25 protein-coding genes and 2 tRNA genes are annotated in these 25,986 nt (G+C 65.3%); 17 read left to right on the top strand and 10 right to left on the bottom strand.

Annotation, left to right across the window (positions count from 1 at the left end):
- Position 1: 1 nt before the first annotated feature.
- Both EV641_RS02680 and EV641_RS02675 read right to left on the bottom strand, forming a co-directional pair.
- Positions 2-1,183, bottom strand: a complete 1,182-nt coding sequence (locus EV641_RS02680) for a WS/DGAT domain-containing protein (RefSeq protein ID WP_054716284.1) — start codon at positions 1,181-1,183, stop codon at positions 2-4.
- Positions 1,184-1,321: 138 nt separating this feature from the next.
- Positions 1,322-1,395 (bottom strand) — tRNA-Gly (locus EV641_RS02675).
- Positions 1,396-1,554: 159 nt separating this feature from the next.
- Between EV641_RS02675 and EV641_RS02670 the strand changes: the two genes are divergently transcribed.
- The 5 genes from EV641_RS02670 (at position 1,555) to clpX (ending at position 6,044) form a co-directional block, all read left to right on the top strand.
- Positions 1,555-1,631 (top strand) — tRNA-Pro (locus tag EV641_RS02670).
- A 68-nt stretch (positions 1,632-1,699) separates the two neighbouring features.
- A complete protein-coding gene (tig, locus tag EV641_RS02665; protein WP_132470666.1) occupies positions 1,700-3,088 on the top strand; it encodes a trigger factor in 1,389 nt (462 codons plus the stop codon).
- Positions 3,089-3,198: 110 nt separating this feature from the next.
- A complete protein-coding gene (locus EV641_RS02660; protein ID WP_132470665.1) occupies positions 3,199-3,825 on the top strand; it encodes an ATP-dependent Clp protease proteolytic subunit in 627 nt (208 codons plus the stop codon).
- Between the two features lie 49 nt (positions 3,826-3,874).
- Entirely contained in the window at positions 3,875-4,537 is a 663-nt protein-coding gene (locus EV641_RS02655) for an ATP-dependent Clp protease proteolytic subunit (RefSeq protein WP_054716287.1), read from the top strand.
- 229 nt (positions 4,538-4,766) lie between these two features.
- On the top strand, positions 4,767-6,044 hold the full coding sequence (gene clpX, locus EV641_RS02650; RefSeq protein WP_132470664.1) for an ATP-dependent Clp protease ATP-binding subunit ClpX: 1,278 nt from the start codon (positions 4,767-4,769) through the stop codon (positions 6,042-6,044).
- A gap of 72 nt (positions 6,045-6,116) precedes the next feature.
- Here the strand turns inward: clpX and EV641_RS02645 are convergent, their stop codons facing one another.
- Together EV641_RS02645 and EV641_RS02640 are read right to left on the bottom strand one after the other, a co-directional pair.
- Entirely contained in the window at positions 6,117-6,860 is a 744-nt protein-coding gene (locus EV641_RS02645; protein ID WP_054716291.1) for an SDR family oxidoreductase, read from the bottom strand.
- Positions 6,861-6,884: 24 nt separating this feature from the next.
- The gene (locus tag EV641_RS02640; protein WP_132470663.1) at positions 6,885-7,808 is read right to left on the bottom strand and encodes a 3-oxoacyl-ACP reductase; all 924 of its coding nucleotides are present in this window, start codon (positions 7,806-7,808) and stop codon (positions 6,885-6,887) included.
- 227 nt (positions 7,809-8,035) lie between these two features.
- On the opposite strand from EV641_RS02640, the gene EV641_RS02635 reads away from it, so the two are divergent.
- The 6 genes from EV641_RS02635 to EV641_RS02610 all read left to right on the top strand — a co-directional run bounded on the left by EV641_RS02635 (position 8,036) and on the right by EV641_RS02610 (position 14,521).
- Entirely contained in the window at positions 8,036-8,641 is a 606-nt protein-coding gene (locus EV641_RS02635) for a TetR family transcriptional regulator (RefSeq protein WP_132470662.1), read from the top strand.
- 122 nt (positions 8,642-8,763) lie between these two features.
- A complete protein-coding gene (locus EV641_RS02630) occupies positions 8,764-9,927 on the top strand; it encodes a steroid 3-ketoacyl-CoA thiolase (RefSeq protein WP_132470660.1) in 1,164 nt (387 codons plus the stop codon).
- A gap of 37 nt (positions 9,928-9,964) precedes the next feature.
- The gene (locus EV641_RS02625) at positions 9,965-12,154 is read left to right on the top strand and encodes an acyl-CoA dehydrogenase (protein ID WP_132470658.1); all 2,190 of its coding nucleotides are present in this window, start codon (positions 9,965-9,967) and stop codon (positions 12,152-12,154) included.
- A gap of 6 nt (positions 12,155-12,160) precedes the next feature.
- Positions 12,161-13,030 (top strand): MaoC/PaaZ C-terminal domain-containing protein, encoded by an 870-nt coding sequence (locus tag EV641_RS02620; protein WP_132470656.1) that lies wholly within the window; start codon positions 12,161-12,163, stop codon positions 13,028-13,030.
- Positions 13,027-13,683: a PaaI family thioesterase gene (locus EV641_RS02615; RefSeq protein ID WP_054717212.1), complete on the top strand. Its 657-nt coding sequence runs from the start codon at positions 13,027-13,029 to the stop codon at positions 13,681-13,683. Before EV641_RS02620 ends, EV641_RS02615 begins: the two co-directional genes overlap by 4 nt.
- Before the next feature lie 49 nt (positions 13,684-13,732).
- Positions 13,733-14,521 (top strand): SDR family oxidoreductase, encoded by a 789-nt coding sequence (locus EV641_RS02610; RefSeq protein ID WP_054717205.1) that lies wholly within the window; start codon positions 13,733-13,735, stop codon positions 14,519-14,521.
- Between the two features lie 36 nt (positions 14,522-14,557).
- On the opposite strand, the gene EV641_RS02605 is transcribed toward EV641_RS02610, so the two are convergent.
- Positions 14,558-15,199, bottom strand: a complete 642-nt coding sequence (locus tag EV641_RS02605) for a helix-turn-helix domain-containing protein (protein ID WP_054717203.1) — start codon at positions 15,197-15,199, stop codon at positions 14,558-14,560.
- Positions 15,200-15,260: 61 nt separating this feature from the next.
- Between EV641_RS02605 and EV641_RS02600 the strand changes: the two genes are divergently transcribed.
- Positions 15,261-16,445: an alpha/beta fold hydrolase gene (locus EV641_RS02600; protein ID WP_132470654.1), complete on the top strand. Its 1,185-nt coding sequence runs from the start codon at positions 15,261-15,263 to the stop codon at positions 16,443-16,445.
- Between the two features lie 16 nt (positions 16,446-16,461).
- Here the strand turns inward: EV641_RS02600 and fdhD are convergent, their stop codons facing one another.
- Both fdhD and EV641_RS02590 read right to left on the bottom strand, forming a co-directional pair.
- Entirely contained in the window at positions 16,462-17,274 is an 813-nt protein-coding gene (gene fdhD, locus EV641_RS02595) for a formate dehydrogenase accessory sulfurtransferase FdhD (protein WP_054717437.1), read from the bottom strand.
- On the bottom strand, positions 17,274-19,592 hold the full coding sequence (locus EV641_RS02590; RefSeq protein ID WP_132470652.1) for an FdhF/YdeP family oxidoreductase: 2,319 nt from the start codon (positions 19,590-19,592) through the stop codon (positions 17,274-17,276). The genes fdhD and EV641_RS02590 overlap by 1 nt, the downstream gene beginning before the upstream one ends.
- 155 nt (positions 19,593-19,747) lie before the next feature.
- Here EV641_RS02590 and EV641_RS02585 point away from each other — a divergent pair, with 155 nt between their 5' ends.
- Both EV641_RS02585 and EV641_RS02580 read left to right on the top strand, forming a co-directional pair.
- On the top strand, positions 19,748-20,353 hold the full coding sequence (locus EV641_RS02585) for a GNAT family N-acetyltransferase (RefSeq protein WP_054717439.1): 606 nt from the start codon (positions 19,748-19,750) through the stop codon (positions 20,351-20,353).
- Between the two features lie 125 nt (positions 20,354-20,478).
- The gene (locus tag EV641_RS02580) at positions 20,479-21,249 is read left to right on the top strand and encodes a class I SAM-dependent methyltransferase (RefSeq protein WP_132470650.1); all 771 of its coding nucleotides are present in this window, start codon (positions 20,479-20,481) and stop codon (positions 21,247-21,249) included.
- Positions 21,250-21,292: 43 nt separating this feature from the next.
- On the opposite strand, the gene EV641_RS02575 is transcribed toward EV641_RS02580, so the two are convergent.
- The 3 genes from EV641_RS02575 to EV641_RS02565 form a co-directional block, all read right to left on the bottom strand.
- Complete coding sequence (locus EV641_RS02575; RefSeq protein ID WP_132470648.1) at positions 21,293-22,288, bottom strand: iron-containing redox enzyme family protein; 996 nt, start codon at positions 22,286-22,288, stop codon at positions 21,293-21,295.
- Positions 22,289-22,427: 139 nt separating this feature from the next.
- The gene (locus EV641_RS29630; protein ID WP_132470646.1) at positions 22,428-22,610 is read right to left on the bottom strand and encodes a hypothetical protein; all 183 of its coding nucleotides are present in this window, start codon (positions 22,608-22,610) and stop codon (positions 22,428-22,430) included.
- Between the two features lie 28 nt (positions 22,611-22,638).
- Positions 22,639-24,018, bottom strand: a complete 1,380-nt coding sequence (locus EV641_RS02565) for an MBL fold metallo-hydrolase (RefSeq protein ID WP_054716530.1) — start codon at positions 24,016-24,018, stop codon at positions 22,639-22,641.
- A gap of 124 nt (positions 24,019-24,142) precedes the next feature.
- Here EV641_RS02565 and EV641_RS02560 point away from each other — a divergent pair, with 124 nt between their 5' ends.
- From EV641_RS02560 to EV641_RS02550, 3 genes are all read left to right on the top strand, one after another.
- A complete protein-coding gene (locus EV641_RS02560; protein ID WP_054716526.1) occupies positions 24,143-24,742 on the top strand; it encodes a rhodanese-like domain-containing protein in 600 nt (199 codons plus the stop codon).
- Between the two features lie 2 nt (positions 24,743-24,744).
- Complete coding sequence (locus EV641_RS02555; protein ID WP_132470644.1) at positions 24,745-25,623, top strand: sulfite exporter TauE/SafE family protein; 879 nt, start codon at positions 24,745-24,747, stop codon at positions 25,621-25,623.
- Positions 25,624-25,692: 69 nt separating this feature from the next.
- On the top strand, positions 25,693-25,962 hold the full coding sequence (locus EV641_RS02550; RefSeq protein WP_054716523.1) for a metal-sensitive transcriptional regulator: 270 nt from the start codon (positions 25,693-25,695) through the stop codon (positions 25,960-25,962).
- The last annotated feature ends 24 nt before the right edge of the window (positions 25,963-25,986 follow it).

Below are 25,986 nucleotides of genomic sequence, written 5' to 3'. Positions count from 1 at the left end.
ATCAGCTGTCGAGGACGGTCCGTAGACCCGTCCGTAGACACTCGTCGAAGGCCTTGTTGTCGGGCACTGCGGCGGGGTCGACGGTGAGCCCGACGCAGCACATGTCGCGGTAGGACATCAGTGTCGCGTTGATCGCCGATCCGAGGGTGCGGCCGAAACCGTAATAGCGGTCGATACCCGCGCCCGCTACGAACAGGGTTGTCGCTGAACCAGGGACCGTGCAGGTCAGCACGTCGTCGTGACCGAACATTCGAGTCGCGGGAAGCACACTCGGGTCGTCGGGCATGCCCGCGCTCACGCGATCGATGCGCTGCATCAAGGCCACCGGCCCGTCGTCGATCTCGGTGCCGCCGAGCGCGACCTGGGCGGGCTCCTCGGATCCGGTGCCCGGGATCGCGGCGAACAGATCGTCCGCGGGCGAGCCGTGGGTGTGCCGGTACGACGCATATCCGAGGAGCACCGCAGCCGCGACACCGCTTTCGAGTCCGCAGCCGGCGCGATCCGCTGCGTCGCGGATCTCGCGTCCGGGGATGTCGAGAGTGTGTAGACGGTGCGGTCCGCCCATCGGGATCGCGCGCTGTGGGAGGGGTTGTGACGTGGGCGCGACGATCGCCTTCACCAATCCGGTGGTGCTGTCCACGACGAGCTCGGTCGACGAGCGAATTGCCTCCGCGGTGTGTTCCGTGAGGCTGCGCAGCCACGACCACACCGAGCCGTGCTGGTCGCCGTTGTTCTGCGCGGGTGCACTGTGCCCGTTGCGTTCGGGGCGGACGATGCTGATCACGAGTGCCGCCTGTCCACCGGTGAGCCCGTCCACCAGGGTGAGGCCCCAGCTCGGACGATGGAGGTCGATGGTCTCGGGAACCGTGGGAGACAGCGACAGCACGTCCGAGAACCCGGCCGTGCCCGTCAGTGACACCCGGTCGAGATGCCACGGCGTGTCGTCGAGGTCGCCGTTGCGTCGGGTGGCATCGAGCCCGATGGGGACCTCGACCACCCGGTGCCGGAATGCTGCTGCTTCCAGATTTCCGGGCGCGAGCATCGCTGTGACGCGATCCCATTCCGGAACGGCGTCGAGAAGGACTGCTGCGACGACGGAAGACCGCGGGGCGGCGACGGCGACGGCGGACACTGCTGCCGCCTCGCCGGACCTCATCGACGTGCGGTCGGGTGTCTCGCTCACACTGGCGACGCTCTCACAGCAGGCGGGCGTTCGGTCTCGGATTCGAGTCGGTACCCGAGGATCGAGTCGAAACGGTGATCCGACGGCTGCAGAAACGAGAACCGCCCGCGATCTCGAGGAGATCGCGGGCGGTTCTCTTGGAGGGGATGACGGGAATCGAACCCGCGTAGCCAGTTTGGAAGACTGGGGCTCTACCATTGAGCTACATCCCCGCGCTTGCGGCTTTGTCGGTGTTCACCAGGTGGTTTTCCGGTGCTCTCCGGCGCTCGCCGCTTGCAGGATGAGACTGTACCGAACCCGGCTTTGGATTTCATAATCGGGGGGCCGTAGGATTCACTCCGGCTCCCGGCACCACGGCGGGAGCAGTACGACGGGATGTGGCGCAGCTTGGTAGCGCATCCGCTTTGGGAGCGGAGGGTCGCAGGTTCGAATCCTGTCATCCCGACCAGATCGAACAGCGTCAGGGCGCTCAGTAGTGAGAACGATCGACCGACAAGAGCACGACAAGAAGGAGTCATGTCCGTGAAGAGCACCGTCGAGCAGCTGAGCCCGACGCGAGTCCGTATCAATGTTGAGGTGCCCTTCGAGGAGCTCCAGCCTGATTTCGACCGCGCCTTCCAATCCCTCGCCGGCCAGGTGCGGATCCCCGGATTCCGTCCCGGCAAGGCCCCACGCAAGATCCTCGAGGCTCGCGTCGGTCGCGGTGCGGTGCTCGAGCAGGTCGTCAACGACGCGATCCAGTCGCGCTACTCCGAGGCAGTGACCGCGAACGAGGTCAAGGCCATCGGCCAGCCGGAGATCGACATCACGAAGCTCGAGGACAACGTCGAACTGGTCTTCGCGGCGGAGGTCGACGTGCGCCCCGAGGTCACGCTTCCCGACTTCTCCGAGATCGCGGTCACCGTCGATCCCGTCGAGATCTCCGACGAGGACATCGAAGAGCAGCTGCTCTCTCTGCGCCAGCGTTTCGGCACCCTCACCGGTGTCGAGCGCGCCGTGCAGGACGGCGACTTCGTGTCGATCGACCTGTCGGCCACGGTCGACGGCGAAGAGGTCACCGAGGCCGCCACCGAGGGCCTGTCCCACGAGGTCGGCTCCGGGCAGCTCATCGAGGGTCTCGACGAGGCCATCATCGGTCTCGAGGCCGGCGGGTCGAAGGAGTTCACCTCCACGCTCGTTGCGGGTGAGTACGCGGGCAAGGAAGCCGTCGTCACCGTCAAGGTGAACTCGGTCAAGGAACGTGAACTGCCCGCTGAGGACGACGAGTTCGCGCAGCTCGCCAGCGAGTTCGACACCCTCGACGAATTGAAGGCAGACCTGCGTGAGCGTGTCGGCCGCGTCAAGCAGGTCGAGCAGGCCGGTCAGATCCGCGACAAGGTGCTCGATGAGCTCCTCGAAAAGGTCGAGGTTCCGCTGCCGGAGGCCGTCGTTCAGGCCGAGATCGACAGCGCACTGCACGACGCGATCCACGAGCTCGACCACAACGAGGCCGAGCTCGACAAGCTGCTCGAAGCTCAGGGCTCGAGCCGCGAGGAGTTCGACAAGGAAGCCCGCGAGTCGGCAGAGCGGTCCGTCAAGACCCAGCTGCTCCTCGACGCGATCGCCGAGTCGGAGAACACCACGGTCGAGCAGGAAGAGCTGACCGAGCGCATCTTCTTCCAGGCGCAGCGCTACGGCATCCCGCCGGAGCAGTTCATCCAGCAGATCAGCCAGGCAAACCAGCTCGGCGCGATCTTCGCCGACGTCCGCCGCGGCAAGGCTCTCGGCACGGTCGTCGACCGGGTCGATGTCACCGACACCACCGGCGCGACCGTCGACACCTCCGAGCTTTTCGGTGGCGCGAAGGCCGACTCGGATGAGGCTGCCGAGGACGCCGAGGCGACAGAGGAGAAGGTATCCGAGTAGTCGGATCTTTTCCGCTTTGAGCGAAGATGGGCGGCACCGGGCATCCGGTGCCGCCCTGTTTCGTTAGTGTCAGTGACAGCAATCCACGATTGACGAGAAGGCAGGTACCCGTGACTCCTCAGAATCCGGCGACATCCATCGGTCCGACGATGACCTCGGCCACCGCTGGGTTGAACCTCAGCGACTCGGTGTACGAACGCCTGCTCCGTGAGCGCATCATCTTCCTCGGCACGCAGGTCGACGACGACATCGCCAACAAGCTCTGCGCGCAGATCCTGCTGCTGTCGGCGGAAGACCCGACCCGCGACATCTCGCTGTACATCAACTCCCCGGGTGGTTCGGTCACCTCGGGCATGGCGATCTACGACACGATGAAGTTCGTGGAGTGCGATGTGGCGACGTTTGCGATGGGCTTGGCTGCCTCGATGGGCCAGTTCCTCCTCTCGGCAGGCACCAAGGGCAAGCGCTACGCTCTGCCTCACGCGCGGATCATGATGCACCAGCCGTCTGCCGGTATCGGTGGTACTGCCAGCGATATCGCCATCATGGCCGAGCAGTTCGCACACACCAAGCGTGAGATGGCCGAGCTGATCGCCGAGCACACCGGGCAGACCGTCGAGCAGATCACCCTCGACTCGGACCGCGACCGCTGGTTCACGGCGCAGCAGGCACTCGAATACGGCTTCGTCGACCACGTCGTCGCGCGGGCCCAGCAGGCCGGCGGCACGTCGAACTAGTTCCCGAGGCCCCGACCCGCTCCACGTCCCACACTTTCTTGGAGAAGCGATGACCAACATGTTCGATCCGCGCCAGCTCGGCGGCCAGGCCCCGAATTCACCGGCGAGCCGTTACATCCTCCCGTCGTTCATCGAGCACTCGAGCTACGGCGTCAAGGAATCCAACCCGTACAACAAGCTCTTCGAGGAGCGCATCATTTTCCTGGGCGTCCAGGTCGACGATGCGTCCGCGAACGATGTCATGGCGCAGTTGCTCGTGCTCGAGTCGCTCGACCCCGACCGCGACATCACCATGTACATCAACTCGCCCGGTGGTTCGTTCACGTCGCTGATGGCGATCTACGACACCATGCAGTACGTCCGCGCCGACATCACCACGGTGTGCCTCGGCCAGGCGGCATCGGCTGCAGCCGTGCTGCTCGCGGCAGGCACGCCGGGCAAGCGACTCGCCTTGCCGAACGCCCGCGTGCTGATCCACCAGCCCGCCACCGGCGGCATCCAAGGCCAGGTCTCCGACCTCGAGATCCAGGCCGCGGAGATCGAGCGCATGCGTCGTCTGATGGAGACGACGCTGGCCAAGCACACCGGCAAGGATCCCGAGCAGATCCGCAAGGACACGGATCGGGACAAGATCCTCACGGCAGCCGAGGCAGTCGAGTACGGTCTGATCGACAACGTGCTCGAATACCGCAAGTTGTCTGCTCAGGCATAAGTCACACCCGGCCCGGTCGAATCTCCTGAGTGTGTTCGGCCGGGCCGTTGTGCAGGGTGTGAGTTGCGCCATGATCGGCGCGCACAAATATGACCGGAAACGCGGAGAACCTGTCGACCCGCGTACCGGAGTCCGGGTACGGTCGATCAAAGGGCCCGCTCCCCGGGCCGGCGCTCGTTGACGGACACGGGATCGGTTGCACGCACACGAGGAAGTAGGGACCTGACAGATGGCACGTATCGGTGACGGCGGGGATCTGCTCAAGTGCTCGTTCTGCGGAAAGAGCCAGAAGCAGGTCAAGAAGCTCATTGCGGGCCCCGGGGTCTACATCTGCGACGAGTGCATCGACCTCTGCAACGAGATCATCGAGGAGGAACTCGCCGAAACCAGTGAGGTCAAACTCGACGAACTGCCCAAGCCTGCCGAGATCCGGGAATTCCTCGACAATTACGTGATCGGCCAGGATTCTGCGAAGAGGTCGCTCGCAGTGGCCGTCTACAACCATTACAAGCGCATTCAGGCAGGCGACAAGACTCGCGACGCACGCGGTGAGTCGGTCGAACTCGCCAAGTCGAACATCCTTCTGCTCGGACCCACGGGCTGCGGTAAGACCTACCTCGCCCAGACTCTCGCGAAGATGCTCAATGTGCCGTTCGCGATCGCCGATGCCACCGCCCTGACGGAGGCCGGTTATGTCGGTGAGGACGTCGAGAACATCCTCCTCAAGCTGATCCAGGCGGCCGACTACGACGTCAAGCGCGCCGAGACCGGCATCATCTACATCGACGAGGTCGACAAGATCGCGCGTAAGAGCGAGAACCCCTCGATCACCCGCGACGTGTCGGGCGAGGGCGTCCAACAGGCGTTGCTGAAGATCCTCGAGGGCACGCAGGCATCGGTGCCCCCGCAGGGTGGTCGCAAGCATCCGCACCAGGAGTTCATCCAGATCGACACGACGAACGTGCTGTTCATTGTCGCCGGCGCCTTCGCGGGTCTCGAGCGGATCGTCTCCGACCGCGTTGGCAAGCGGGGGATCGGCTTCGGCGCGGAGGTGCGGTCGAAGGCCGAGATCGACACCACCGATCACTTCGCCGACGTCATGCCGGAAGACCTGATCAAGTTCGGGCTCATTCCCGAGTTCATCGGCCGCCTGCCGATCGTCGCGTCGGTGACCAACCTCGACAAGGACTCGCTCGTCGAGATCCTCTCGGAGCCGAAGAACGCACTCGTCAAGCAGTACGTGCGACTGTTCGAGATGGACGGTGTGGAACTCGATTTCACCAGGGACGGACTCGAAGCCGTCGCCGACCAGGCAATCCTGCGTGGTACCGGCGCACGCGGGCTCCGAGCGATCATCGAAGAGGTCCTGCTGCCGGTGATGTACGACATCCCGAGCCGCGACGACGTCGAGAAGGTCGTCATCACCGCGGAAACCGTGACCGACAACGTGCTGCCGACGATCGTGCCGCGCAAGCCCGACCGCGAACGCCGCGACAAGAGCGCCTGAGAGTCCAACGACACGACTCGGCCCCGGCAGGAAACCCTGCCGGGGCCGAGGTCTGTTCGGCGAAGGGTCCCGCTAGCGCAATTTGATGCTGCCGCCGTCGACCATCAGGGTCTGGCCGGTGATGTACGACGCGTCGTCGCTCGCGAGGAACACCGCGACACGTCCGATGTCGGATTCGGGGTCGCCGAACCGGTGCAGCGGTGTCTTGGCGAGCAACACCTCCTCCACGCCGGGATTGGCCTCTATGTATGCCTCGACGCCTTCCGTCAAGGCGAGCGGCGAGATGAGATTGACGTTGATGTTGTCGGGGGCCCACTCGTTGGCGGCGACCCGGCTGATCCCGCGGATCGCTTCCTTGGCTGCGGCGTACGACGTCTGCGTCACGTTGCCGTCGATGCCTGCTCCGGACGCGAAGTTGATCACCGAACCCTGATTCGCGGCGAGTTGTGCGTGTGCCGCCTGCATGAGCCAGAGGGTGGGGTAGAAGCCTGTCCCGAACGACAGATCGAGCATTTCCTGAGTGGTCTCGAGCAGCGGTGCCTGCCGGGATGCATGAGCGTTGTTGACGAGTACGTCGACCTTCCCGAACGCTTGTACAGCGGCGTCGACAATCAGTGCGGCGCTGTCCTTCTGGGAGATATCGATGTTCAAGAACTTCCCTGCGCCGTCGAGTTCGGTCTCGAGGGCGGCGCCCTTGGCTTCGTCGATGTCGACGACGAGGACGCGCGCGCCCTCCTTGGCGAATGCTCGGACGATACCGCGACCGATACCGCCGGCTCCGCCGGTGACGATCGCGACCTTCCCTGCAAGTCTCATGCCGTGCTCCTTCGGGTGAAGTGATCAGTCGAGTGCGAGTGCGGCCTTCTCCAGTTCCGCAATGCTGTAGGCAGCGTAGGTCTCGTACTGGCCGCGGCCGGTGAAGTACGACGACAGCTGCTCGTCGAGCTCTTCCACCGTGAATGCGGAACCTGCCGCGTCGAAACGGTTCTCGACCTTCGGGGATGCCATGAGCGCGACCATCTTGCCGTACACCACGAACACCTGGCCGTTGATCTCGTGCGAGGCGGGGGAGGCGAGGTACGAGACGAGGGTGCCGACGCGCTCGGGTGCGAGCGGGTCGAGACCGGCGGTCGCGGAGTCGGCCTCGCCGAAGGCTTCGGCGGTCATCGCCGTCCGGGCGCGGGGGCAGATCGCGTTCGCGGTCACGCCGTATCGGGAGAGTCCCTGCGCGGTGGACAGTGTCAGTGCGGTGATGCCGGCCTTGGCTGCCGAGTAGTTGGGCTGTCCGGCTGAACCGAACAGGAATGCTTCCGACGAGGTGTTGATGACGCGGCCGTACACGGGGCCACCGGTCTCCTTACTGGCTGCACGCCAGTGGACCGCGGCAGCGTGGGAGGTTGCGGCGTGGCCCTTGAGGTGCACGCGAATCACGTCGTCCCAATCGGATTCGGTGAGATTGAAGATCATCTTGTCGCGGATGATGCCGGCGTTGTTGACGAGGATGTCGAACGAGCCGAATGCCTTGACGGACTCCTCGACGAGGCGGCCACCGAGCGACCAGTCGGACACGTCACCGGTCACGGCGATCGCCTGTCCGCCTGCCGCAACGATCTCCTCCGCGACCGCGTGTGCAGCGTCGCCCATGTCGTTGACGACGACGGCAGCACCGGCTGCGGCCAGTGCGAGAGCCTCGGAGCGGCCGAGGCCGGCTCCGGCGCCCGTGACTACTGCCGCGCGTCCGGCCAGGCTGACAGATTCACTCATGGAAAGTCTCCCGTGTTCGGTCGGTTCGGCTCCTCGGAAGCGGCTCCGAACCGGAATTAGTATTCATTCTAGTTTGAGTGCGGTGGTCTCGACAGGTGGATGTTGTCCCGCTGTGCGGGAGTGGGTTGACCGGGTGGTGCGGATCCTGCTGACCAGGACCGAATCGCTCGCGCGGTGTTGCCGGCTCTACTGTCGGGGCCCCGATCGGGCAAAGGAAGAGGTGAGGAATGCCCAGGCTCTCAGAGGCTCGTGATGCGGCCGAGCCGAGTTCGATGGAACAGCGTGCGCGGCACGGCCGGATCCTGAAGGCGGCTGCCCAGCTCGGTGCGGAGAACGAGCTCGAACGTGTCCAGATGCAGGAGGTCGCGAGGCTGGCCGGTGTCGCGATCGGCACGCTCTACCGCTACTTCCCGTCGAAGACGCATCTGTTCGTTGCGGTCATGGTCGACCAGATCGACCGGATGGGCGCTCAACTCTCGAGGCGCGCGCGCGCTGCGATGGCGCCTTCGGAGGCGGTGTGCGATGCGTTGCTGCAGGCCACGCGAGGGCTGTTGCGTACGCCGCGGCTCGCGACTGCCATGATTCAGTCGGCCGCGATGTCGAACGCGGCCACGATCCCCGATGTGGCGAGGATCGACCAGCTTTTCGATCGGTTACTTCTCGATGCGGCGGGGATAGAGGAGCCGACAGTCCTGGACGCGACTGTGCTCCGGCTCGTCGTCGCGTTGTGGTTCGGGCTGGTGCAGTCGGCGCTCAACGGGCGTACGTCGATCCCCGAGATCGAATCGGATCTGCGGGTGGCGTGCGAGCGGTTGCTCGGCGACCTCGTCTGACGGTCCGGCTGCATCGATTCGTGTTCGTGACCAGGGGGGTCCCGCTCGGTGGGACGGTGCAGGTCCCGGCCCGACCGCGGAAATAGAATAAATTTCAGTATCGCCGAAACGCAGGGAGTGGCATGAACAACGTCGTCATCGTCGAAGCCGCACGGACGCCGATCGGGCGTCGCCGCGGCCAGCTGGCCGGGGTGCACCCCGCAGTGTTGCTGGGCGCCGCCCAGAAGGGAGTCCTGGAGCGGACCGGGCTGCCTGCCGAACAGGTCGGCCAGCTCGTCGGTGGCGCCGTAACCCAGGCGGGGGAGCAGTCGAACAACGTGACCCGGCAGGCGTGGCTGCACGCCGGCCTCCCGTACACGACCGCGGCGACCACCATCGACTGCGCCTGCGGTTCGTCGCAGCAGGCCGTGCACATGGTCGCCGGCCTGATCGCCTCCGGTCAGATCGACGCCGGAATCGGTTGCGGCGTAGAGGTGATGAGCCGGGTGTTCCTCGGCCAGGCCAACGCCCCCGGCACGGGAAACCCCTACCCGGCCGACTGGACCATCGACATGGGTGACCAGTTCACCTCCGCCGAGCGCATCGCCGACCTGCGCGGCATCAAGCGCGACGACGTCGACGCACTCGGACTCGAATCGCAGCGGCGGGCAGCCCAGGCATGGGCCGAGGGCCGGTTCGACCGCGAGATCGTTCCTGTCGACGCTCCCATCGTCACGAAGGAGGGCGAGCCCACCGGTGAGATCGCGACGGTCACCCGCGACGGCGGCCTCCGCGAGACCACTGCGGAGGGCCTGGCAGGCCTGAAGCCCGTCATCGAGGGCGGCATCCACACCGCCGGTAACTCGTCGCAGGTCAGTGACGGCGCCGCGGCAGTGCTCCTCATGAGCGAGGACAAGGCGCGTGAGGCAGGTCTGCGCCCGCGGGCCCGCATCCTCGCCTCCACCTTGGTCGGCTCCGACCCGTACTACCACCTCGACGGTCCGATCTCCTCCACCCGCGCCGTGCTCGAGCGAACCGGAATGTCGTTGTCGGACATCGACATCGTCGAGATCAACGAGGCATTCGCGTCGGTCGTGCTGTCGTGGGCCCAGGTTCACGGAGCCGACATGGACAAGGTCAACGTCAACGGCGGTGCGATCGCCCTCGGACATCCGGTCGGCTCCACCGGGTCCCGGCTGATCACCAGTGCGTTGCACGAACTCGAGCGCTCGAACCGCTCGACCGCGCTGATCACGATGTGCGCGGGTGGCGCGCTGTCCACCGCGACCATCATCGAACGCATCTAGCCGACCCGACTTTCTGCTCCTATCGAAGGACCTGTGAATGACCATTGGATTGAGTGACGACGATCGCGACCTCCGCGATTCCGTGCGCGGCTGGGCCGCACGTCACGCCACGCCCGAAGTGATCCGTGAAGCGGTCGAGGCAAAGGCCGAGGCCCGCCCCACGTACTGGGCCTCGCTCGTCGAACTCGGCGTGCTGGGGCTGCATCTGCCCGAAGAGTTCGGCGGCGCAGGGTGTGGCCTCCTCGAAACGGCCATCGTCGTCGAGGAACTCGGGCGCGCGATGGTGCCGGGTCCATTCCTGCCGACCGTCGTGGTGTCCGCCGTCCTTCACAGGGGCGGACGTACCGACCGGCTCGCAGGCCTGGCCGATGGTTCACTGTTCGGCGGCCTCTCCCTGCAGCCCGGCGACCTGAAGATCGTCCGGGACGGCGACGACGTCGCACTGTCCGGTACGTCGAGTCATGTCCTCGGCGGCCAGGTCGCTGACGTCTTCCTGCTCGCAGCCGACGACGACGGCAGGCTCGTGTTCGTCGTCGTCGACCGTGACCGGCTCGACGTGACCGACCTGCCCAGTTACGACGTCGTGCGACGCAACGCCGAGGTCTCGGTGGATGGACTGGTCCTTGCCGAAGGCGACGTCCTGACACTGGATCCGCAGCGCGTCGTCGACATCGCAGTCACACTGTTCGCAGCGGAGACGGCAGGTCTCGCCGACTGGGCGACCACCACAGCCGCCGACTACGCGCGTGTCCGCAGGCAGTTCGGCCGGGTCATCGGCCAGTTCCAGGGTGTCAAGCACACCGTTGCGCGGATGCTGAGTCTGACAGAGCAGTCCCGCGTCACCGCGTGGGACGCGGCCCGTGCACTCGGGGAGGACATTTCGGAGAAGGAGGCGTCGCTCGCCGTCGCCGTCGCCGCGGCAACGGCGCTCGAGGCCGGCTTCCAGGTCACCAGGACGTGCATCCAGGTCCTGGGTGGCATCGGCTACACCTGGGAACACGACGCGCATCTCTACATGCGGCGGGCGCAGTCGCTGCGGATCCTGTCGGGCTCCACCGCATCGTGGAAGCGCCGGGTCGCGGCCCTGACCCTCGACGGAGTTCGCCGCGTACTGAGCATCGATCTACCGGCGGAGGCCGAGCAGATTCGGGCCGACGTTCGTGCGGAACTCGACGCGGCGAAGGCTCTCGAAGGTGCTGAACAGAAGGCATACCTTGCCGAGAAGGGTTACACCACACCGCATCTACCGGCGCCGTGGGGCAAAACGGCCGATGCCGTCACGCAGCTCGTCATCGCCGAGGAATTGCGCACCGCCGAGCTGACTCCGCACGACATGATCATCGGCAACTGGGTCGTCCCCACTCTGATCGCACACGGCAACGAGGAGCAGCTCGCACGATTCCTGCCCGGATCGTTGCGCGGCGACATCACCTGGTGCCAGTTGTTCTCCGAGCCTGGTGCCGGCTCCGACCTCGCCTCGCTGTCCACCAAAGCAGTGAAGGTCGACGGTGGCTGGAAGCTGAACGGCCAGAAGGTATGGACGTCGATGGCCCGGGTCGCGGACTGGGGAATCTGTTTGGCACGCACCGAAGCGGATGCACCCAAGCACAAGGGCCTGTCCTATTTCCTGATCGACATCAGGAACACGAAGGGCCTCGACATTCGTCCGCTGCGTGAGATCACGGGCGAGGCGCTGTTCAACGAGGTGTTCTTCGACGACGTGTTCGTGCCCGACGAATGCCTGGTCGGCGAGCCTGGAGACGGATGGAAGCTGGCCCGCACCACCCTCGCGAACGAGCGGGTCTCGCTGTCGGTCGACTCTTCACTCGGCTCCGGTGGCGAGGCGCTCCTGACTCTCGCCTCGACGATTCCGGGAGGGCTGGACGACGAACAGCTCACTGTCCTGGGCAAGGTGCTGTGTGACGCCCAGAGTGGTGGGCTCATGGGATTACGCACCACGCTGCGCTCGCTCACCGGCGCGCAACCCGGCGCCGAGTCGTCGATCGCGAAACTCGTCGGTGTCGAGCACATCCAGCAGGTGTGGGAGGTTGCGATGGACTGGGCGGGCCCGTCGTCGCTGCTCGGCGAGCAGGATCGCTGGTCCAACACCCAGATGTTCCTGAACTCGCAGAACCTGTCCATCGCTGGTGGCACGACGAATGTCCAGCTCAACATCATTGGTGAGCGGATTCTCGGTTTGCCGCGCGACCCCGAACCCGGAAAGTGATCACCCATGCCGATTGATGTGAATGCCGCGCTGTCGGCAGAGCCGACCCTCCGCGAAGCGGCGTGGACCGAGCGCGATGTGATCCTCTACCACCTGGGCCTGGGTGCCGGGACCAACTCGATGGACTCCGCTGAGCTGCGCTGGGCATACGAGAAGGACCTGCAAGTGGTGCCGACCTTCGCGATGGTTGCAGGGCAGGGCGTCTCCGCGGGTCCTGCCAGGCCGGTGTCGATGAACCTGCCGGGCATCGACATCGACCTGCGCAAGATCCTGCACGGTGGGCAGTCCTTGACTGTGCACGCTCCGATCCCAGCGGCGGGCTCCGCGACCATCTCGTCGCGGGTGGCCGATGTGTGGGACAAGGGTAAGGCTGCCGTGATCGTCCTCGAACAGTCGGCACGCGGCGCTGACGGAAGTCCGCTGTGGACTTCCGCAATGCAGATCTGGGCACGCGGCGAAGGTGGTTTCGGTGGCGACTCCGGGCCGGAGTCGGCTGCGTCGGCGCCGGAACGTGCGGCCGACCAGGTTGTGGTGACCCCGACCGGTACGGCGCAGGCATTGGTATACCGCCTCAGCGGGGACATGAACCCCCTGCACGCCGACCCGGCGTTTGCGAAGATGGCCGGTTTCGATCGGCCGATCCTGCACGGGCTCGCTTCCTACGGAGTGGTGTGCAAGGCCGTCGTCGACGGGGTGCTTGCCGGGGATCCGACTCGGGTGCAGTCATTTTCGGTGCGCTTCGCCGGATCGCTGTACCCGGGGGAGACCATCGAGACCTCGGTGTGGCGCGACGGGGACACTCTCACGCTGTTGGCGACCTGCCCCGAGCGCGACGGGCAGCCGGTGCTCACGCACGCGACGATGGAGGTCCGATGAAGGTCGATCCCGATACACATCCCACAGTCGGCAACGCCCCCGACGGCACGGTACTGACCTCGGCGCCTCAGGACTCCGCGATGGACCGCGCCACCGCTGCCGCCCGACGCGTGGTCGACGCGCTGCTGCGCACCGATCGGGCCAACGCGAATCTCGAGCGGGTCGCGGAGGAGCTCGACAGTGTTGCCGTGCACCTCGAAGAACACGCACCGGAGGTGAAGGAGCGGCTGATCGACATGTGGCACGGAGAAGGTGTCACCCGGCACGATCCGGTCACCGGGCCGGAGAACGCGCTGGCACCGCCGCTCGTTCTTGCCGGCCGCGAGGACGGGTGGGTCGAAGGGATCGTCGAGTTGACCTTCCCGTACCAGGGCCCTCCCGGACACGTCCACGGCGGTGTCGCCGCGTTGCTGATCGACCACACCCTGGGTGTCGCAAACGCGTGGGCCGGACGAAGCGGTGCCACTGCGCAGCTCAATGTCCGATACCACCGCCCGACCCCACTGTTCGAGCCGTTGACTGTTCGTGGCCGCCTGGTCGAAGAGAACGGTCGCAAGATCAACACCGTGGGTGAGATCGCGACTGCTGATGGCACGGTGTGCGTGTCCGTCGAGGCGCTCTTCATCGACAAGACGGTTCCTCGTCCTCGCTGAGAGGACGTCACCTGGGTAGATCACCGACATCGGGAGAGGGCATACGACCATGGGGAAGTTGGACGGGCGGGTAGCCATCGTCACCGGCGCCGCAATGGGTATCGGCCGGGGTGTTGCGGGTGCACTGGCACATGAGGGTGCGAACGTCATCGTTGCCGACGTCGATGAGACGGCGGGAGCCGGCGCCGCGAAATGGCTCATCGACGAGTGGGGTGTGCAGGCGAAGGTCATGCGCACCGATGTCACCGAGCGTGATCAGGTGCACGCGATGGTCGACGCTGCCACGGCGGAGTTCGGACGGCTCGACATACTGGTCAACAATGCCTGGCGCCCGCTGGGCTACGCACGGCTCGAGAAGACCGCCGAAGAGAACATGCGGGCCGGTTTCGACATGGGTGTGATGGCGGCATTCTGGGCGATGCAGCGCGCGTATCCGGCACTTGCCGAGCACGGGACCGGCCGAGTGATCAACATGTGCAGTCTCAACGGCGTCAATGCCCACATGTACTCGGTGTACTACAACACCGCCAAGGAAGCGCTACGCAGCATGACGCGCACAGCGGCGCGCGAGTGGGCGCCGAAGCACGTGTGCTGCAACGTGATCTGCCCGGGGGCGAAGAGTGCGGCCTACGAGCGCGTCGCCGCGGCGAATCCGCAGATGGCCGCGGCGCAGGAAGCCGCCAATCCGATGGGGCGGATCGGTGATCCGCTCGATGACATCGGTACCGTCGCCGCGTTCCTGGCGAGTGATGATTCTCGTTATCTGACGGGCAATACCCTGTTCGTCGATGGCGGAAGTCATATCAACGGTGTGCAGTGGGCCCCGCAGGTCGACTGACCACCCGTAGACGAATCGAATGCTCGATCTGCCCGGCTACGGCCGGGACAGGTCGAGCATTCTGTTTGCGAGTTGCAGAATCTCCGCCTCGAACGATGCGAGATCAGGTGCAGCGCCTGCCTCCTGTGCGCGCTCGTATGCGGCGAACGCGCCGATGACGAAACGCACCATCAAGCTCACTCGGCGTCGCGCGTCAGGTGCTGGGAGGTCGAGCCGATCGGCCATCCTCATCAAGAGTGCCGACAGGACATCGAGCGAGTCGTCCGACGGATAGTAATCGGCCTGTACGTCGGTCGGCGCCGGGATCGCCAGGACATCGAGTGGCGCTGTGGAGAGCCACTGTTCGTTGAATCGTGCCCAATAACTGGGCTCGTTCTGCGCGATCTGCGCGGCGAGCGGATGTACGTACGCGTGGACGAGCCGGTCCAGGGCGGGGGTCGTCTCGAGCTCTGCTGCGGCAAGCAGTGCGGCGCGCTCGGCGTTCATCCGGGGAGCGTGCCTGCTCCAGATCTCATCGAGGAGTCCGTGCCACGAGCCGAAATGGTACGCGACGGCCGAGTTGTTCCGCTGCCCAGCCTCTTTGACCACCTCGCGTGCGGCCACGCCATGGATGCCGCGGTGTGCGATGAGCCGCTCCGCGGCCTCGAGCAGTGCGAGACGTCCCGTTGACATCGTCATGCGACCACTGTACTAAGAACATTGACTTCAGGGTTAATACGTTCTTCTTAACGGAGGCTTGATGAAGACCTTCCAGTCACGGCACGCTGTCGTGGCACTTGCGTTCGCCTCGGCACTCGGCCTCGGAGCATGTTCGAGTCCGGCTCCGGAGCCGCCCGAATCCGGTGCCATGGCTCCGGGAACGCTTGTCACCGACCGTCCGATCATCAGCGCCGCGGCGCTCCCCAGCGCCGAGCGCACCGACCTGGTCACCTACATCTCCGAGGGTGCCGATGGAGGCTCCACGTTGGTCTCGGGCACCGTTGCGATTCCGAAGGGCCAGGCGCCAGAAGGCGGATGGCCCGTGATCAGCTGGGCTCATGGCACCACCGGGGTAGGGGACGCCTGTGCACCATCCGCAGACACGGTCGGCGGACCCGCGCATTCCTACGTCGAACGGACCTCGGCCATGCTCGACCGGTGGGTCGCCGACGGATACGCCGTGGTCCAGACCGACTACGAAGGTCTCGGCACCCCCGGCGGACATCCCTACATGAACGGCACGAGCGCCTCGAACTCCGTCGTCGACATCGTCCGGGCCGCCCGCGACCTCGAGCCCGCCATCGGGGAGAAGTGGATCGCAATGGGACACAGCCAGGGCGGTCATGCCGCGCTGTACACCGGCGCGCTCGGGTCCGAGCGCGCGCCCGAGCTCGACCTGCAAGCGGTGGTGTCGTTCGCGCCGGGCAGCCGCACCAGCGAGACCGCCGCCTACTTCGCGGCAGGCGGCCCAGGTATCGCACAGGCGCTCGGCTTCCTGCCGATTCTTCTTCTCGGTGCGGAAGCGGCACAACCCGAACTTTCCGCCGACGCGATGCTCACCGACGAATCCCGTCCGCTGCTCGCAGCGGCGCGCACCGGGTGCATGAACGACGTGTGGGCGGCTGCCGCATCCGTTCCCGACGACCGGATCTTTGCACCCGACGCGGATCTCGACGGCTTGCGCGAGTACTACGCCACACAAGAAGTCGAACCCCTCGATCTCTCGGTGCCGACGCTCGTCGTACAGGGCAGTGAGGACGCTCTGGTGTCGCGTGCCATCACCGACCAGGTCACCGAGGCGCTGTGCGGCAACGACGCAGACCTGACCTACCGGGTGTACGACGGCGCGGACCATCGCGCGGTACTCGAAGCGTCGTTCGACGACGTACACGCGTTCGTCGAGACCGTCCGCTCGGGGGAGGACGCAGGGAACACCTGCAGCTGAGGCCGGTGCGGCGTCGTCAGAGCACCGTTCCCGTGTAGACGTTCATCGAGTCGTCGCGCAGGAAGCCGACCAATGTCAGACCCGACTCCTCGGCGAGGTCGACGGCGAGTGACGACGGCGCCGATACCGCACCGAGTACCGGCACACCGGCCATCACGGCCTTCTGGACGAGCTCGAACGACGCGCGACCACTGACGACGAGGACGCTGCCGGACAGCGGCACCTTGCCTTCCGACAGCGCCCACCCGAGCACTTTGTCGACTGCGTTGTGCCTGCCCACGTCCTCGCGAAGCTGCAGAAGTGATCCTTCGGTGGTGAACAAGGCTGCAGCGTGCAGGCCTCCGGTGGTTTGGAAGACCTTCTGCTGCCGACGCATCCGATGGGGCATTTCCGCAAGTGAGCGGGAGGACACCGTGACAGTGCCGACGATCGGAAACCGGGTGCGGGTACGGACCTGGTCGAGAGACTCCTTGCCGCACACCCCGCACGCCGAGGTGGTAACGAAGTTCCGCGCGCCCGCGCCGTGCGGAATAGTGACCCCTGGGGCGAGTTGGATGTCGAGAACGTTGTACGTATTCGCGCCGGAATCGTCGACACCATCGCAATAGCGTGCGACCGCAATGTCATCGCGACTGGCGATGATTCCCTCTGCGAGCAGGAATCCGTGCGCCAACTCGACGTCGCTACCGGGGGTGCGCATCGTGACTGTCAACGACTGCCCGTCGAGGCGGATCTCCAGAGGCTCCTCGACGGCGAGGGTGTCGGGACGCCGTGTCGTGCGGTCGGCAGTGACCCGCAGGACCGACCGTCGGGTAGTTACGCGTCCCACTACGAATCCCTGACCGACGCGGCCTCGAGACGCACGGTGATCGCCTTCGACGCCGGAGTGTTGGACCTCTTGGCGACATGGTCGAGCGGAACCAGAGGGTTGGTCTCGGGGTAGTAGGCGGCCGCGTTACCTTTCGGGGTGCTGTAAGCCACTATGCGGAAGTTGCTGACGCGACGTTCCTCCAACCGGCCGTCGACGCCGGTGAACTCGGAGACGATATCGACGAGGTCGCCATCGCGGAAACCCAGATCTGTGATGTCACCGGGATCGACCAGGATTACTTTGCGGCTCCCCTTGACACCGCGATAGCGGTCGTCGAGGCCGTAGATGGTGGTGTTGTACTGGTCGTGGCTCCGCATCGTCTGCAGGATCAGCCGTCCGTCGGGTGTGGGAACCCATTCGAGTTCATTGACGGAGAAGTTCGCGCGCCCGGTCTCGGTGTGGAATTCACGAGCGTCGCGCGGGGGATGGGGAAGCGGGAATCCGTCGGGCTGCCGCACCCGTGTGTTGTAGTCCTCGAATCCCGGAACGACACGCGAGATCGCGTCGCGGATGCGATCGTAGTCCGCTTCGAAACGACCCCACGGCACCGAATGATCCGGACCGAACAGAGTACGGGCGAGCTGGCACACAATGGCTACCTCGCTGCGCAGATGTTCGGACACCGGCGTCAACCGGCCCCGGGAAAGATGCACCATCGACATCGAATCCTCGACGGAGACTTGTTGTCTCCCGCTCGACTGGACGTCGAGGTCGGTGCGGCCGAGAGTCGGCAGGATCAGCGCGGTGCGCCCGTGCACGGCGTGACTTCGGTTGAGTTTCGTCGACACCTGCACCGTGAGCGCGCAGTTGCGGAGCGCGATCTCGGTGGCTGCGGTGTCCGGTGTGGCAGAGACGAAGTTGCCGCCCATCGCTATGAACACCGACGCCTGCCCATCACGCATTGCGCGGATGGAGTCGACCGTGTCGAAACCGTGCTTGCGGGGAGCCCCGATGCCGAATTCGGTGTCCAACGCGGCGAGGAATGATTCGGGCATCTTCTCCCAGATGCCCATCGTGCGGTCGCCCTGCACGTTGGAGTGCCCACGCACCGGGCACACACCGGCACCGCGTTTGCCGATCATGCCCCGGGCAAGCAGTAGGTTCACTGCTTCGCCGATCGTTGCGACGGCGTGTGTGTGCTGAGTCAGCCCCATTGCCCAGCAGATGACGGTTCGCTGTGAGGCGATGAGTTCGGCTGTGGTCTCGCGCAATTGAGCGAGCGTCAAACCACTTGCCTCGAGCACGGTGTCGAGGTCGACGTTTCGGATGTGGGTTTCGTAGTCGTCGAAGCCCGCGCAGTGGGCGTCGACGAACGCACGATCGACGACCGTGCCGGGTGCCGCATCCTCGGCCTCGAACAGCAGTTTCCCGAGCCCCTGGAACAGGGCCATATCGCCGCCGAGGCGAATCTGCAGGAACTCGTCGGCCATGTCGACGCCGCGGCCGACCACACCGGACACCTTCTGGGGATCCTTGAATCGTTTCAGCCCGGCCTCGGGAAGGGGATTGATCGCAATGATCCGCGCGCCGTTCGCCTTGGCCTTCTCGAGCGTCGAGAGCATGCGTGGATGATTCGTTCCGGGATTCTGGCCGGCGATGAGGATGAGATCGGCAGCCTCGAGGTCGGGCACCGACACCGAGCCCTTACCGATTCCGATCGAGTCGTTCAGTGCGGTACCGGATGATTCGTGGCACATGTTGGAGCAGTCGGGCATATTGTTCGTGCCATAGCTGCGAATCAGTAACTGATAGAGGAATGCCGCTTCGTTGCTGGTGCGTCCAGAGGTGTAGAACACGGCCTCATCGGGCGAAGGCAATGCCCCCAGGTGATCGGCGATCACGCGGTACGCGTCGTCCCATGAGATGGGTTCGTAGTGGTCCGTGCCGTCCCTCAATATCATCGGCCGGGTGAGTCGGCCCTGCTGGCCGAGCCAGTAATCGGTCTTGGTGGCGAGCTCGTCGACGGAGTACTCGGCGAAGAACGCCGGTGTCACCGTTCTGAGGGTGGCTTCCTCCGCGACGGCTTTTGCGCCGTTCTCGCAGAATTCTGCGGGCTTACGGTGTCCGGGCGTCTCCGGCCACGCGCAGCCGGGGCAGTCGAAGCCGTGGCGCTGATTGAGACGTGTCAACGTCTTCGCTGTGCGGATCACGCCCATCTGTTCGTAAGCGCGTTCCAATGACACCAGTACTGCGGGGACACCCGCGGCGTAGTCCTTCGGGGGCGAAATCTCGAGATCGGGCTCGTCGATATCCGCGCCGGGACCGTGTCGCATCATTCCTCCATAGTGGCCCGTCGCTACGAGTAATTCACGCTGGGCTGCTGTGGACCTTACCTGCGTTCACTTTTCGGAACGGTGATCATCCTCAGCCGGCAAGACGGTGCATGTCCGGCTTCGGCCGAATCCGGCCGGATCCGTCGTAAGCTGCACACATGACTGTTACGGTCCGGGCCGCTACACGTAACGACCTTGCCGCTCTCGGCGCCGTATTCGCAGACGCCTTCTTCGACGACCCCGTGTTCACATGGATGTTCCCGGACGACAACAGCCGCATCCGCCGCTCGGCACGATTTTTCGAGGCCGAGGCCCGTCACCACATGCTTGCACTCGGGGGCACGGAGATCGTCGAACGGGACGGCCGGGTCGGTGGTGCCGCGATGTGGGCGCCTCCGGATCGATGGCGCGCACCGGTCGGTGCCACGCTGCGCATGCTGCCGCAACTTCTGTGGGCTCTCGGGCGGAACGTCGATGTGGGACGCTCGGTGGATTCCGCGCTCGAATCTGCGCACCCCGCGGAGCCGCACTGGTATCTGTCGACGATCGGAACCGCATCCCATGCGCGCGGCGCGGGATGCGGCACGGCGCTGCTGAAGTCTCGCCTCGACCGGATCGATTCCGAGCACGCTCCCGCGTACCTCGAATCGAGCAAGGAATCGAACGTTCCGTACTACGAGCGGTTCGGATTCACCGTCACCAGGGAGATCCACGTCCCGGGCGGTGGCCCGACCCTGTGGGCGATGTGGCGAGACCCACGATGAGGCAAGGCGAAAGTGTCGAAATCCCGGCATGTCACATCGGCTTCCGTTGCATCGTCCGGCCGTGATCGCCCGTGAACGGCGCACGGAGGCTTGACCTGGTCATTGCACCGGCGCCTAATGGGTACATGTCGTTCGCCGGTCCGGCCGAGCACTACGACCGTTTCATGGGGCGCTATACACCGTCGCTGGCGGTGGCGCTTGCCGACGCTGCCGGCGTTGTACCTGGCCAGCACGTGTGTGATGTGGGATGCGGGCCCGGTGGTCTCACGCGCGAACTCGTCACGCGGGTCGGTGCCGGGAACGTCGCGGCGATAGATCCGGCACACCGGTTTGCCGTGGCGTGCCGCGAACGCAACCCGGGGGTAGACGTACGCGAGGGCGTGGCCGAGGAGCTGCCCTGGCCCGACGGCGCATTCGACACGACTCTGTCGTCCCTCGTGATCGGCTTCATGAACGACCCCGACGGTGGTGTTCGGGAGATGGCGCGCGTGACCCGCCCGGGCGGTGCGGTGGCGTCGTGTATGTGGGACGTCGTAGGCGGCCGCATGACGATGCTCCGCGTGTTCTGGACGGCTGTGCGTCAGGTCGACCCCGCAATCATCGGCGAGACCCGGATGGCGGGCACCTCGGAGGGAGACATCGCCGCCCGGTTCCGTCGAGCAGGCCTGCTTGCCGTAGTGGATGGAACGATCACCGCCGAGGCATCCTACGTAGACTTCGACGACTTCTGGGAGCCGTTCGCCTACGGCGTAGGTCCGGCCGGTCAGTCGTTCGTGGCACTTCCCGAGAAGGACAAGGCCCGAGTGCGTGAGCTCTGCCGCGAGGCGCTGCCGCTGGGAGCATTCACACTCGACGCACATGCGTGGTACGCGCGTGGGACCGTCCCACCGACGTAGGTCGCTCCGTTGGTGAACGACTTCCGGCACCCTGGTCGGGCTCCTAGCGCAGTAGCGAGGTGCGCCCGCTCGACCACGCCGACATCACATGCTCGGCGAACCTGTCCTCGACGAACCCGAACGCGCGGATCCCGAAGACGACGTCTGCGGCGAGCGAGGGCTCGCGGGTCAGCAGATCACCTACGACGTCGGTGCGGAGTACCAACTCGTGTACCGCGTCCGCGTGAACGTGCTCTTGGTAGAACTGCAGGCACGGCGCCGGCGCCCCGAGGCGGACCAGTGCCTGGACCAAACGTTTCGAGCCGGGCGATGACGTGATCTCCGTGGCGGCGAGGTGTCCCACCGCCGCTCCTCGGAGAGCTCGGTGGAGCCCGAACAGCGACATGAGGTTGACGAGCATCAGGGTTTCGGCCGGGACCTGGTCGATATAGCCGAGGTAGGTCGAATCGAGGTCTGCGGCGTCGAGGAGGTCGGCGAACAATTGCGCATGTATCCGATCTCCGCGACCGCCCCCGTACTCATCGAACTCAACAGCAACGAAAGACGCTTTCGCTTGCCCGGTCAATCGTGGGATCGCCCACGCGTGTGGGTCGGCCTCCTTGAGGTGGTACAGCGATCGATGCATGAAATACTCCTGCATCTGCGCCCATGTGCCCTGTTCGAGCAGGTGCCACGAAGGACCCGTTCCGGTTTTCGGCTCGATTGCGAGGGCATCCATCTCGCCGACGGCGTCGTCGCCGGGGTCGACTCGTACGCGCAGTTCCGCGAGAAAGAGTCGCTCGAGCTGCGCACGCAGTCGCAGGAGATCCGGCTGCCATTCCCAGGAGTCGTCCACCGTGGAAAAACCCTGGTAGTGAAGTTCGTAGCAGATGTAGAGCGTGAGTTGTACGTCGTGCCCGAAAGGATCGACGGTCGTGTCGGGCTCGGGTAGTTCCACGCGATCTTCGGGGCCGGATGAGAGCGCGGTGATCACAGCATCCGACAGGGGGCCGCGCGCTGCAGGTAGCAGGTGCGCGTGGAGTTCACTGGTGGACCGCATGTACTCACGCTATCGCGGTAGGGACACTTCTTCGACCGAATGCCCACGATCTCGCTGATCGGCCTGTCCCGCGACCGTGGGGGTCTCGTCACCTGGCGTGCTGCGGTCTCGTGCGCACCGAGCGTAGACCCCCTCGCGGTCAGCGGCCGGACCGAAAGAGCGAGCGCAGACCCGGCCGCGGGCGCCGCGTCGACACTGCGGTGCTCTGATCGCAGGTGCAGCGGTCGGCGGCGGGCACGGACCGCATGACGACGTCGACATGCTGTCCGCAACCTCCCCATCCGGTCTTGTTGCAACGGGAACAGGCGACGGGATAGCACATGAGGAACCTCCAGGAATGATTCGTATGGTCAGGCAGCGGCGTGGGATTCGGCCCAGGCGTTGTATCCGCCCAGCAAATCCGAGACGTTGGTGAAGCCCTGCGCACGCAACAGCGATGCCGCGACGCTCGAGCGCCACCCGCCCGCGCAGTGCACCACGATCGGCTTGTCGTCCGGCACCTCATCGAGCCGTAACTGCAACTGTGCCAATGGAATCGGAACCGAACCCGCAATCGATCCGGAAGCGCGCTCGCCGGGATTCCGGATGTCGACGAGGGTCACCGAGCCGGCTGCGAGCAATCGGTCGAGATCCTCGACGCTCGTGCGGGGGGCGGTCTCGATCAGCTCGGCGAGTTCTGCGGGGAAGATCCCGTCGTGATCGACGTTCAGATAGCCTGCGGCGCCGTCGGATCCGATCCGGGCCAGGCGCATCGCTGCGTCCTGCTCCTCGCCGGGATAGGTGATGAGCACGATCTTCTCGCCGACCTCGGCGACCATCCCTCCCGTTTCGGCGAAGCGTCCGTCGAACCCGACGTTGACTGAGCCGCGCAGGTGGCCGGCGGCGAAGTCGTCAACACCGCGGGCATCGAGGATTCTTGTGCCGGTGATGAGTGCGGTCATCACCTGCACAGGCGTGAGCTCGGGAATGGCGTGGTTTTGGGCGAGCAGGGGGTGGACGCGCTTGTTCATCGCGGCATCGACCGAGAAGTAGGCCGGAGCCGCGGGCTGGCCGTCGGTGATCATGGCGACGAACACATCTTCGCTCATCGGCTGCACCGACGGGTTGGACGCGCGCTGCTCGCCGATGGTGGAGGTCAGCTCGGTCGACAGGTTCTTCCCGCACGACGATCCCGCACCGTGGGCGGGCATGACGACAACCTCGTCGGGCAGGGACAGCAGCTTCTTGTGCACGGTGTGGTACATCGCGCGCGCCAGGTCGATGCTCGATCCGCCGCCGAGGTTGACCAGGTCGGGACGACCGACATCGCCGATGAACAGTGAATCGCCGGTCAGTACTGCGCTGGGTGTGGTTCCGGGTCGTTCGCGCAGCAGTACCGAGATCGATTCCCAGGTGTGTCCGGGTGTGGCGATGATCTCGAGTTCGACCTCGCCGAGGGACAGCTTCTCGCCGTCGCTCAGACGGCGGATCGGGTAGTCGGTTTCCGCGGCCTCGCCGAATCCGATCCAGGCGCCGGTGGCGTCGACCAGTTCGAGGTGGCCGGAGACGAAGTCGGCGTGGAAGTGCGTATTGATGACGCCTTCGATGGTCAGTCCGTATTTTCTTGCGTCGTCGAGGTATTCGGTGATGTCACGGCGCGGGTCGACAACGACCGCGCGGCCGGTGCTTTCATCGCCGAGCAGGTACGACGCATGGGACAGGCACTCGATGTAGTACTGCTCGAGAATCATTGCTTCCTCCGAGGTGTGGTTGCCGGGTGACTCCCGGGGGCGTGTAGACAGATTGGCATATACCCCCTAGGGTATGTCAAGTACCCCCTGGGGTATCCAGGGCAACTCCTCTCGAAAGGTCCCCATGACTGCCTTCTCTGCTGCCACCCTCTATCCGGCCGAACTGCTCGAGCTGATGGAGTCGGGCAAGGGCATCCGAGTCATCGATGTGCGCACCCCCGGTGAATTCGACACCGTTCACATCCCCGGCGCGTACAACGTTCCACTGGACCTGCTCCGCGAGCATCGTGACGAGTTCTGTGCACATCTCGACGAAGATGTCGTGCTGATGTGCCGCTCGGGCCGGCGCGCCGTGCAGGCGGAAGAAGACCTGCGGGCTGCGGGCCTGATCAACGTTCATCTCCTCGACGGCGGCATGCTCGGATGGGAAGGGGAGGGGCTGCCCGTCAATCGCGGTGCGAGTCGGTGGGATCTCGAACGGCAGGTACGACTGGTGGCAGGCTCGATCGTGTTCGGCTCGGTACTCGCCAGTGTCGCGGTACCCAAGTTGAAGTGGTTGGCGGCCGGAATCGGCGGGGGTCTCACCTTCGCTGCCTTGTCGAATACCTGCGCAATGGGCATGGTGCTGTCGAAGCTGCCGTACAACCGCTCGGCCTCGTGTGACGCACAGTCCGTCGTCGCCCGGCTCGTCGCGGCGAAGACCGTCTCCGCCGAAAGGAACTGATCGTGATCGCGCTGACCGTTGCGCTGGCAGTTCTCGTCGGCGTCACACTCGGATTGCTCGGCGGCGGGGGATCGATACTCACAGTTCCGTTGCTCGCCTATGTTGCGGGCATGGATGCCAAGGAGGCCATCGCCACATCGCTGCTCGTCGTCGGTGTGACCAGTGCGGTCGGTGCGATCTCCCACGCACGCGCGGGTCGCGTGCAGTGGCGCACCGGTATCTTCTTCGGTCTGGCCGGGATGGTCGGTGCGTACGCGGGCGGTCTGCTCTCGCAGTTCGTTCCCGGTACCGTGCTGCTCCTCGCGTTCGCTGTGATGATGGTTGCCACGGCGGTGGCAATGCTGCGTGGTCGCAAGAGCAAGTCGACTGCGGAGGGCGGATCGCATTCGATGCCGATCGGCAAGGTGCTTCTCGACGGGGTGGTCGTCGGTCTGGTCACCGGGCTTGTCGGCGCCGGAGGTGGCTTCCTCGTGGTCCCGGCGCTGGCTCTTCTCGGCGGACTGTCCATGCCTCTCGCGATCGGAACCTCGCTGATCGTCATCGCGATGAAGTCGTTCGCGGGCCTGGGAGGATATCTGTCGGCCGTGCAGATCGACTGGCGTCTGGCGGCGATGGTGACCGGTGCGGCGGTTGTCGGCACCGTCATGGGCGGCAGATTGACCTCGATCGTGGATCCTGATGCCCTGCGCAAGGGCTTCGGCTGGTTCGTCCTGCTCATGTCATCGGTGATCTTGGCCCAGGAGATTCATCCGGCCGTCGGCGTCGCGGTCGCGGTACTTACTCTCACTGCAGCCGGCACCACGTATGCGTGCGCCCGCCGTGAGTTCTGTCCGCTTCGGCGGCTGCTGGTCCGGCGCGGTGCTCACGCCGTGGTGGGATGAAACATCGACACACCCTCGCAAATACCCTAGGGGGTACAGTGGTGGGAAACTGGAGAAGGGACGATTTCCGTGGTTGGAGACGAAGAAAGCATCGCGCTCGTACTGAACCGGTTGCGTCGAGCTCAAGGGCAACTTGCCGGCGTGATCTCGATGATCGAGCAGGGTCGTGACTGCAAGGACGTCGTTACTCAGCTCGCGGCAGTGTCCAAGGCCCTGGATCGCGCGGGTTTCAAAATAGTCGCTACCGGTCTGCAGGAATGCCTGACCAACGAGAAGGAGGACGGCAAGGAACCGATGAGCGTGGCCGAACTGGAGAAATTGTTCCTGGCCCTGGCGTAGGACGCCGGTCGGTCATGCCGAGGA

The sequence above is a fragment of the Rhodococcus sp. SMB37 genome (assembly GCF_004345605.1).
GTDB lineage: Bacteria > Actinomycetota > Actinomycetes > Mycobacteriales > Mycobacteriaceae > Rhodococcus.
Note: the sequence above shows the minus strand (reverse complement) of the source record. Positions and strands in the feature narration are given on the sequence as shown.